The organism is Bacillus sp. JJ1503, from assembly GCF_036965125.1.
Classification (GTDB): domain Bacteria; phylum Bacillota; class Bacilli; order Bacillales; family Cytobacillaceae; genus Cytobacillus.
This window is the reverse complement of record NZ_JBALOZ010000232.1, coordinates 4,662-14,435: the sequence shown is the minus strand read 5'-3', so window position 1 is coordinate 14,435 and position 9,774 is coordinate 4,662. Positions and strand designations below refer to the sequence as shown.

Genomic DNA, 9,774 nt, shown 5'->3' with positions numbered 1-9,774 from the left:
ATTTTTGGCGGTGTTAAGCGTATTGCTAAAGTTGCAGAATGGGTCGTTCCTTTCATGGCAGCTGCTTATGTATTAATTGCACTTATTATTATTGGATCTAATTTTGCCGATATTCCAGCAGTTTTTGGACTCATTTTTAAAAGCGCTTTCGGAGCTGAAGAAATGTTTGGCGGTATTATTGGTTCAGCTATTATGTGGGGAGTAAAACGCGGTCTATATGCGAATGAAGCTGGTCAAGGTACAGGTGCTCACCCAGCTGCGGCTGCTGAGGTATCCCACCCTGCTAAGCAAGGTCTTGTGCAAGCGTTTTCAATTTATTTAGATGTATTCTTAGTCGTTACAGCGACTGCATTGATGATTTTATTTACACAACAATACAATGTAATCGACGAAAAAACTGGAACAGTACTAACTGAAAACCTTCCAGGAGTTGAACCAGGAGCTGGTTACACTCAAGCGGCAGTTGATACGCTCATTCCAGGATACGGTGCAGGATTTGTTGCCATTGCTTTATTCTTCTTTGCCTTTACGACTATTTATGCTTATTACTATATCGCGGAGACAAACTTGGCCTATCTAGTACGTGGTAAATTCAAGGGAATTGCTTTTATTGCACTAAAACTCATCCTTTTAGGTACCATTTTCTTTGGATCAGTAAAAACTGCAACAACAGCATGGGCAATGGGCGATATCGGACTCGGAATTATGGTATGGCTAAACTTAATTGCGATTCTATTGTTATTTAAACCAGCGCTTATTGCTTTAAAGGACTATGAAGAGCAGCTTAAGGAAGGGAAAGATCCAGAATTCAATTCGTCTAAATATGGAATTAAGAATGCTGAGTTCTGGGAAAATGGTTATCAAAATCCTGAAAATAAAAAAAGGGATAAGGTATCATAAAGTGAACTTCTAACCGTGCGAATCCTTCGGATAGTTAGTTATATTAGGAAAGCACCAGCTTAGTGGCTGGTGCTTTTCTAATGACAAATTTTCCGAACGAGAATGTTCTTAATAATGAGTGTTAATTAACATATAAACCTCTTACTCTTTTTAACTAACTGCGACTTTCTCTACATCGGGATTGTCATGGGAAACAAGGGCGTATTTTTCCCATTTTCTGCTTTTCCATCTAAAGTACATGATGATGGCTCGAGTCCACTCATCGGCTGCAATTGCTAACCAAACGCCTGGTAAGCCAAGATCAAGGTAAAACACAAAGAAATAGCCTAATGGGAGACTCATTCCTACCATTGAGAACGCACCGATGATGACAGGGAAGGTTGCATCTCCTGCTGCACGTAACGAATTAATGACTACAATGTTAATCGTGCGCCCCGTTTCCAGTAGAATACTTAATAGTAAGACGCTCGCACCTAAACGAATGATCTCAGGATCATCTGTGAACAGCGCCATTAACGGTTTGCGAAGTATGATGACGATGGCTACGATTATCAAAGTAGCAGCACTCGCCCATTTTAAACTTTTCCAAACCCGGACATAGGCTTCATCCTTTAGATTTCCGCCAACAAGCCGACCGACGATGATCGATGTTCCCATCCCGATGGCTAAGGCAAATAAATACATGAACATAGAAATATTTGCTGCATACTGTCTTGCTGCAAGTGAGTTCTCACCGAGAAAAGTTACATAAAATAAGAAGACGATTTGGCATGATTGATACATAACCTGTTCAAAGGCAGAAGGTAAACCGATTTTTAATATTTTCCCAATATATTCTCGTGATAGGTTGAAATAATATTTAATTTCAATGCGGATTTCCATGATTCGATAGAGGAGCCAGAAGAATACAAACAGTGCAAGAAGGCGGCTTAATACGGAAGAAATAGCCGCACCTTGGACACCTAACTCTGGGAATCCAAACTTCCCAAATATTAAACAATAGTTTCCTATAATATGAATCACGTTCATACCAAGTGAGACAAGCATCGCCTGCTTCGTGAATCCATGAACACGAATGATTGCGGCAACTGAATTAATAAGTGCCTGCAAGAAGATAGCTCCACCGACAATCTTTAAATAGCTGTCAGCATATAGTAAGATATCTCCTGATAAATTTGATCCTTCCAATATATTTCTGCTGAAAAGAAGAAAAATCACACTGACAATTAAGCCAACCATTAAATTCATGACTATGGCTGTCGCAGATATTTTCGCGACCTCTGCCATTTTTCTTGAACCGATATATTGAGCAATAACGATGGCCGCACCGTTACCGACTACTTCCAAAATGAGTATGGAAATATGAAGATATTGATTTGCCGCGCCAACACCTGAAACAGCATTATCCGATATTGCACTCAACATAAACGTGTCAACAATACCCATAAGCATAAAAAGAAATATTTCTAAAAATATCGGCCAGGTTAAGTAGAAGAGATTAAATTCCTTCTGTATTCTTGTTGCGTTTTTTACCACTAAGTTCACCTTTTTACAAAGAATTTAATCAAAACAAAAAGTATCTTATAACAATTTGAAGAGTGTTACAAGACTTTTTTTACTGTTCATGGAATGTAATTGTTAACAAAAGTGACAAGTACTGTTTAAGGGATAGCTTTATAGGGGCAAGGGTGGGTAATTAAGAACATAAAGTAGGTGAAACCAACATTGCATGTCCTATAGCTGGGCTTTAAAGGACATAAAGTGGATGTAATCGCTAAAGAATGTCCTTTACCCAGGATTTAAAGGACATATAGTGGAGGAAATCACCTAAGCGTGTCCTATAACTAGGCTTTAAAGGACATAATGTGAGTGTAACCACCAAAGTATGTCCTATAATGGTGCGAATGTTGAGTAATTCAGTAATGGAATGATACACATTTATATAAAAACATGTAAAATCACAAATCCCAAAAATACAAAAGCCATAGTAAAATGAAACTTTCTCCTTTTTCCTGATGCTTTCCATCTGCGTAATAAACCGCTAAATAACAAGATAATCAGGATCCCAATCGCTGCTGCCCCACTAACAGTTTTTGTATTCCAGAGATTAACAAAGCGTGTAGAAATCATCAATGCTGCATGGGCAATGATTAACAGAGTCGCAGTTATTGCAATTGGTATGTGGTATCTCATCATTTTCTTTGAAATTTTTGCAAGTTTTACTTTTACATTTCTTATTTTACTTTTCCTTATAAGGAGAAAGACGAAATACATATTTATATTAATTAAAAATAAAATAAATGCTGCTTGTGCTATGATTTTCCCCATCAAAATATAACTTGAATCATATCCTTGGTACAAGCTCCACAAAACAATGACGAGGATAGTAATGATATTAATGGTCAGCCATCTGGTGATCATATAAACCCTCCTCCACTTTAATAGAAAAAGGATGAGCATACGAAACATCTTTTTTCTTCTTTAAAAACTGTTCATAAGGAGCTTGTGCTTTTTCATTTATACGCAATACCAATTAATGCAGGAGATTCAGTCGTATATGCCGATCCTTTAAAATCTCCAAATAACTGAACTCGTCCAAAACCAGCCATTTTTAGACTCTCATTGAGCTCATTTGAAGTTAATGGATACAGCTCGACACTATTTGAGAAGGTCTGAATGCCTGCTCCCTGATTGATCGTAAGTGCTCCGTTGAATTTAATTTTATTTTCAAAGTGGTCATAGGTTCTCTTAAATGTAACTCCCTTATTCGGCAATTCAATAATCGGCAATTCTGTAATATGGTGTTGAAGGATACGATCATAATTTACAGTTTGAATAATTAATACGCCGTCTTCGGATAGCACATTCCATATTTTCTTTATGGACATACTTATCTCTTCAAATGATTCTAAATGAACAATAGAGTTTCCGATACAAATGGCAGCATCAAACGATCGATCATGAAAGTGATCTATGTTTCTCATATCTAATTGTAATGTCAATAAATTTAGATGGTGATCCATTCGCTTTTTTTCGATTTTTTCGACCATCTTCTCATCTAGATCAACGGCTGTTACATGATAGCCAGCTTTCGCTAATTCAATCGCTTGGTTGCCTGCTCCGGCAGCAATATCTAGTAGTTTTATTTTTTTGTTTGCGGCGGTCTTAATAAATTCTAGTTGAGCTGGATTACTAGGAAATAGATCATCATAATATTGACTTAATACTTTATAAAAAGACATCTCTTATCCACCTCATCTTTAATAAGCAATTGTATTCAACATTACTATATACTTTCATTGCAAATTATAACCGATGTAAGAGATAAATCTAATGATAGAAATCACAGTCGTTAATGATCCTACTTACAGCCACCTTTATCGTAATTTATTTGCGAAACGACAGGATTAATTGCAAACAACTCAATTTATTTGCGAAATCACCTCATTTGTTTGCGTATGTAATTAAGAGCGAACAATCATAACTCATTGTTCGCTCTTACTCTTCAAACCATAAAATCCAACTGCATTTTCCCTAACAATAGAGTAAACGTCAGTAATCGGCACTCGCTTTAATCTGGAAATTTGCTCAAGGGATTTATGCATCATTTGTGGGTGGGTCTGCTTACCTGTAAAAGGACCTTCGAATGGCCAAGGTCCATCGGTTTCAACCATGATTTGCTCGAGTGGATACTTTTTGACAAGCTCCTTAATATCGTTTTCATAGAGTACATCTGGTGTGATGGATATGAAGTAGCCATTCTGAATCATCCGGTCAATCGTATACTCATCACCCTTGAACCAATGGAAATGTGCTTTTGAAATCGAGTGCTTTTCAAGAAGATCACAAACAATTTTAGCGTCTTCGTATACAGCGTGAAGCACAAGCGGTTTTTGCCATATTTTCGCCTTGATTGTTATTTCTTCTAACAATTCAAGATAGGGACTTAGTGGAAGATCCTGTTCTTGACGCAAATAATAAGGAAGCCCCACTTCACCAACTGCAATCATCTCGTCTTGATGATGATCCATCCAATTAATAAGCTTGATAAGCTCATATTCATGAGGAAGAGGCTGCTCTGGGTGATAGCCGTAAGCAGGGTAAACTTGTTGAAAATGCGAAGCAATTTCCTGTGTAGCCTTACATGATTTCAAGTCGAAAGAAACGGCAATAAGGGCTTCAATGGAAGGGTCACCTTCAATAATTCTGCTTAAATCTCGTTTTTCATATTGATCAAGATGAATATGGGCATCAATGATTTTTTTCATATCATTACTCCATGAACGATTTCAGTTCGTAATAGATTTTCCGTTTCCATTGTAAAAAGTCGCCCTCTAACAGTAGCTCTTCCTTACGTGGTCTAGGAAAAGGAATAACAAATTCAGCTGCAATGGTTGCCGGTTTATTTGAAAGAATCACAATCCGATCGGATAAAAACAAAGCTTCCTCAAGATTATGGGTGACAAACAAAACAGTTCGGCGATTATTTTCCCAGATGGATAATAGCCATTTTTGCATGTCCAGTCTTGTCAGTTCATCTAACGCTGAAAACGGCTCATCAAGCAAAATGATGGGCTGTGGACTAAGCAAAGCTCGAATAAAGGATACCCGCTGTTTCATGCCGCCGGAAAGCTCATGAGGATAAGAATTGGTATATTCAGCTAACCCAGCTTTTTCAATCATTTTTAAAGCTTTACTAGTATCCTTTGTTCCTTTTAGCTCTTGACCAAGAAGAACATTTTGTAAGACAGTTCTCCAAGGAAGCAAGCTAGGGGATTGCGGCATGTAGCTGACCGCACCTGTTTGGCTGTTGATTTTTTCACCCTTCAGTGTAATCGTCCCTTCATCAGGAGTGAGAATGCCGCCAATGAGCGAAAAGAGCGTACTTTTTCCACTGCCTGAAGGCCCAAGAATAGAGACAAATTCCCCTTCATTCACTTGTAAATTTAAATGACTAATGACATCTACATCGGCAAATTTTTTCGAAATATCTTGTATCGTTAAGACACTCATTTTAGTTTGCTCCTTTTGACTGCCAGCGGATAAGAAGTCGTTCAACCAAAACGATTACCGCAAAGAATAATAGGCTTAACGCCATGATTGCAAAGATAGCAACAAACACACGATCGGTTCGGAATGAGGAAGAAGCTAGTGTCATATACACGCCGATGCCTGATTTTGCCCCAAGCCATTCGGAAATAACGGCACCCATAATGCTATAAGTGGCAGAGATTTTTATTCCTGAAAAAATGGAGGGGAGAGCATGTGGAAGTTCCAGCTTCCAAAACAATTGGCTCTTTGTCGCACCAGCCATTTTCATGTAATGCCTTAAGTCAGGTGATGTTTGCTTAAATCCATCAAGTGCTGCAATCGTCACCGGGAAAAAACAAACAAGTGTAATGACTATCATTTTGGGCAATATCCCAAAACCAAACCAGATGACTAATAATGGGGCTAGTACGATCACGGGAATATTTTGCGAAAGAATTAGAAACGGATAAATAACTTCTCGGACAAACGGCAGGAGATAGAGCAGGATAGCTGCGAAAAGCCCAATCCCAACACCGATCGCAAACCCTGTAACCCCAAGTCTTATCGTTGAAAGCAAATGTTCAGAAAAACTGGGAAAGCCTGCAATCGCTTCGGTCATAATCGTTGACGGAGCAGGAAGCAGCCATTCTGGAATATCGGCTTTTTTAACGATAATCTCCCAAATGAAAAAGAAGAGAAGGAGAACGAAAACCGATCTCCATCCCTTAAAACGAATTATTTTCATTATCGATACTTCTCCGTTAACTGATTCATGGCTATGCCTGTTGGCTGATATAAAATTTTTACTTGAGAAATCACGTTTTTGCTGCCCATTTCAATCATTCGTTCATTCATTTTTTTGATCACATCAAATAGTTCAGAAAGCTCGCCTTCCATCGTTGTTTCTAACGGATGGACTTCATAAGTGACACCTGATTTTTCAATAATTTTTATCGCTTCATCCACATATGGAATCACGTCTTCTCCATTTTTTGTTTTCGGTATAATTTGAATGCTAACCAGGGAATTGTTCATCTTACAGTCTCCTCACTGTGGTAAATAATCGTTTGTAAATGCTTTTTTTGCCTCAAGCTCTTTGTCTAATAATTGATTTTCAAACATCCAGCTTGCATAGTTTTCCCAAACTTCAAGTTTTTGCTCACCCCATCTTGGAGCATCATCTTGATAACGTGATGCTAACCACTCCTGACTTTTCTTCACAAGCTCTTGATCAAGATCAGGTGCTGCTTTTAATAAACTATCTGCTGCTTCAGATGGGTTATCGATCGAAAACTTGTAGCCTTTTGAAACTGCCTTCAAAAATTTCTTTACTTGTTCCGGATTAGATTGAAGCTTCTTTTCATTTGTTGCAAGAACTGGTGTATAGTAATCTAGTTTTTTACTATAATCGGTTAAATAGACCATATTAATCTTTTCGCCGCGAATTTCCGCTTCAATGCCTGTCCAGCCGTAATAAATCCATGCAAAATCAATATCTCGTTTTACAGCTGTAAAAAAGTCTGTATCCCCCATATTTACAATGGAAACATCTTCTACATTGGCATTTTCGATTTGCATTAATGAAGTAATGACTGATTTTTCAACTGGAGCTCCCCAGCCCCCGTATGTTTTTCCTGCAAAATCCGTTGGTGATGTAATATTTTTCTCCGCTGGGGAGGCAAATCCAGACGTATTATGCTGGATTACTGCTGCGATTGAAACTAAAGGCACCCCTTGAACTCGTGCTTGTGTAATGCTTTCTTGATAGCTGACGCCAAAATCGGCTTTTCCAGAAGCAACTAGCTGATCGGCTCCCGCTTCACCAGGCATAATAATTTCCACATCCAAGCCTTCTTCTTTAAAGTATCCTTTATCCTGTGCCACATATAAACCGGTGTGATTCGTATTCGGTGTCCAATCCAAAACAACCGTTACCTTTTCATTTTTTTCTTGTTGTACCTTTGTTGAATCAGTGGATTCCTTTCCTCCAGCACATCCTGCGAGAAGCAAGGTAGTCATTATCGTTGCAATCAACCATTTCATCATTTTTTCCTCCAAAGCATTCATGATAGTTTCCAGAAAAAATAAAAAACACCCGGATGAGAACCCGCGCGTACATGAACAAACATATCTATACTTCATTCGAATATGTTTCCTCCGCTGGTGTTAACCAGATCAGGTTCAAAGGGTCAGCACCTCATAGGTACAGTCTCAACCGGTAACACCGGTTCCCCCACAATTCTAATGCTATTTATTTTTTCAGATACTTTATTATATCAAATAAAAGAGAGGGAAGTAGCATAATTATATAATCTTATTAGTAGGTCGGTTTTTTTACGGATGAACTTGGGGAATAAAGGAATATTGTCTACACGCGTTCTATGAATTATTCATTGCGATCATTTTGGGAGGGAACTTAGGAAAGAGCATTTTATGTAAGATTAGTGTCCGCCACAGCCACCACAAGACCGACTATTCTAAAAGATAAAGAGCTATCCACTAAGTCTAGAAAAACTGACTTTCTGGATAGCCCAAAAATTCACAAAATCAAGGAAGACAAGTGGTTTAAGACCTTTGGAAAGACGCAGGGGAGTTTGTACTTTCTCTTGCTATAGCTGGTCTTGTCAAAGAAAAGACTGCAAATAGTAACGAGATAATGACAACGCCACTTCCAAACCAAGCTGTACTAGAAACAGTTCCGGAATTGTTTAACACAAGACCACCAATAGCTGATCCAAGTGAAATTCCGATTTGCAGAGCAGAGTTATTTAAGCTTTGCTGTATGTCGGACGTTGCCGGATCAATTTGAATCAAATAACTTTGTAGAGGTGGTGCCAAGGCCCAACTCAATGCTCCCCAAACCATCATCATTGGAATGAATAAGACAAGGGAAAAGGTTGTTAATGGCAATAAGCATAAGCAAATCGCAAATGCACTGATAACGATCACAATACTTTTGTGAGTACCAATCCGATCCGAAAGTGTTCCACCGAATGCTCCGCCGCCTACTGCCGCAATACCAAATATAAAATAGAAGATACTGATCCAGTAGGAATTAAGATGAAAATTCGTCTCTAAAAATGGTGTGAAATATGCATAAACCGTATAATGTCCCGCCAGCATAAACACCGTAGAGAGGTGGGCACTTCCTATTTTCGCGCTGCCTGCTGCCTTTAATTGTTGGGAGAGCGGAATGGTTCTTTCCCCTGGAATACGCTCCAAGAATATTGAAATAAGCACCATTGATCCAATTGATAACGCGGCGATTCCAAGGAATATGATGCGCCATCCAAATATATTGGATAGAAGGATTCCCAATGGTACACCTAATACGAGAGAAGAACTTATGCCCATATAAATGAGACCTAAAGCCTTTGCTCGGTGAGAAGGGGCAACAATTTTCACAGCAATGGTCAAGGAAAGTACAACAATTAGTGCTGTACTAGCTGCAGTTAAAACTCTTGCAATCATCATAAAGATATAATTCGGACTAAAATACGTCATGACATTTCCAAGGAAAAATATGAATAACGAAGCAAGATACAATTTTTTTCGTTCGATTTTGCTCGTTAACACAAGTAAAACAGGCCCTGCGATGGCGTATATAAGAGCGTACACAGTGATTAGCTGTCCAGCAGAGCTTAAAGAAATGTTAAAATCATCGGCAATTGTCGGCAATATCCCGCCAATGATCAATTCAACCAATCCAACCGCGATAGTTGATAATGCTAGAATAAAAACTTTCAAATTCATAATCTATTTCATGTCCTTTCTTAGCTGATATCAAAAGAAATAGGCTTTGAAGGTCTTTTTCTGAACAAAAAAAAATCCTGACTACAGAAA

10 protein-coding genes and 1 riboswitch are annotated in these 9,774 nt (G+C 38.4%); of the genes, 1 reads left to right on the top strand and 9 read right to left on the bottom strand.

The annotated features are described in order from the left end of the window. Positions 1 to 900 (top strand): alanine/glycine:cation symporter family protein (locus V7149_RS17300; protein ID WP_335346852.1); only part of this gene is annotated, 900 nt, incomplete at its 5' end. A gap of 150 nt (positions 901 to 1,050) precedes the next feature. Here V7149_RS17300 and V7149_RS17295 read toward each other — a convergent pair. From V7149_RS17295 to V7149_RS17255, 9 genes are all read right to left on the bottom strand, one after another. Beyond that, entirely contained in the window at positions 1,051 to 2,436 is a 1,386-nt protein-coding gene (locus V7149_RS17295) for an MATE family efflux transporter (RefSeq protein WP_335346851.1), read from the bottom strand. Positions 2,437 to 2,838: 402 nt separating this feature from the next. After that, a complete protein-coding gene (locus V7149_RS17290; RefSeq protein WP_335346850.1) occupies positions 2,839 to 3,321 on the bottom strand; it encodes a hypothetical protein in 483 nt (160 codons plus the stop codon). Positions 3,322 to 3,413: 92 nt separating this feature from the next. Beyond that, complete coding sequence (locus tag V7149_RS17285; protein WP_335346849.1) at positions 3,414 to 4,142, bottom strand: class I SAM-dependent methyltransferase; 729 nt, start codon at positions 4,140 to 4,142, stop codon at positions 3,414 to 3,416. A gap of 243 nt (positions 4,143 to 4,385) precedes the next feature. After that, positions 4,386 to 5,168 carry a TatD family hydrolase gene (locus V7149_RS17280; protein WP_335346848.1) on the bottom strand — a complete coding sequence of 261 codons (783 nt, stop codon included), beginning with the start codon at positions 5,166 to 5,168 and terminating at the stop codon, positions 4,386 to 4,388. Positions 5,169 to 5,172: 4 nt separating this feature from the next. Continuing rightward, the gene (locus V7149_RS17275; RefSeq protein ID WP_335346847.1) at positions 5,173 to 5,913 is read right to left on the bottom strand and encodes an ABC transporter ATP-binding protein; all 741 of its coding nucleotides are present in this window, start codon (positions 5,911 to 5,913) and stop codon (positions 5,173 to 5,175) included. A gap of 1 nt (position 5,914) precedes the next feature. Continuing rightward, complete coding sequence (locus V7149_RS17270) at positions 5,915 to 6,676, bottom strand: ABC transporter permease (protein ID WP_335346846.1); 762 nt, start codon at positions 6,674 to 6,676, stop codon at positions 5,915 to 5,917. Then, positions 6,676 to 6,966, bottom strand: a complete 291-nt coding sequence (locus V7149_RS17265; RefSeq protein ID WP_335346845.1) for an MTH1187 family thiamine-binding protein — start codon at positions 6,964 to 6,966, stop codon at positions 6,676 to 6,678. The genes V7149_RS17270 and V7149_RS17265 overlap by 1 nt, the downstream gene beginning before the upstream one ends. Before the next feature lie 12 nt (positions 6,967 to 6,978). Further along, positions 6,979 to 7,977, bottom strand: a complete 999-nt coding sequence (locus V7149_RS17260; protein WP_335346844.1) for an ABC transporter substrate-binding protein — start codon at positions 7,975 to 7,977, stop codon at positions 6,979 to 6,981. An 89-nt stretch (positions 7,978 to 8,066) separates the two neighbouring features. Further along, a riboswitch (TPP riboswitch) is annotated at positions 8,067 to 8,176 on the bottom strand. Positions 8,177 to 8,496: 320 nt separating this feature from the next. After that, entirely contained in the window at positions 8,497 to 9,684 is a 1,188-nt protein-coding gene (locus tag V7149_RS17255) for an MFS transporter (protein WP_335346843.1), read from the bottom strand. Positions 9,685 to 9,774 lie beyond the last annotated feature (90 nt).

Coding starts and splice junctions, on each gene's coding strand:
- V7149_RS17275 (WP_335346847.1), bottom strand. CDS start 5,913: ATGAGTGTCTTAACGATACAAGATATTTCGAAAAAATTTGCCGATGTA.
- V7149_RS17290 (WP_335346850.1), bottom strand. CDS start 3,321: ATGATCACCAGATGGCTGACCATTAATATCATTACTATCCTCGTCATT.
- V7149_RS17255 (WP_335346843.1), bottom strand. CDS start 9,684: ATGAATTTGAAAGTTTTTATTCTAGCATTATCAACTATCGCGGTTGGA.
- V7149_RS17270 (WP_335346846.1), bottom strand. CDS start 6,676: ATGAAAATAATTCGTTTTAAGGGATGGAGATCGGTTTTCGTTCTCCTT.
- V7149_RS17265 (WP_335346845.1), bottom strand. CDS start 6,966: ATGAACAATTCCCTGGTTAGCATTCAAATTATACCGAAAACAAAAAAT.
- V7149_RS17285 (WP_335346849.1), bottom strand. CDS start 4,142: ATGTCTTTTTATAAAGTATTAAGTCAATATTATGATGATCTATTTCCT.
- V7149_RS17260 (WP_335346844.1), bottom strand. CDS start 7,977: ATGATGAAATGGTTGATTGCAACGATAATGACTACCTTGCTTCTCGCA.
- V7149_RS17280 (WP_335346848.1), bottom strand. CDS start 5,168: ATGAAAAAAATCATTGATGCCCATATTCATCTTGATCAATATGAAAAA.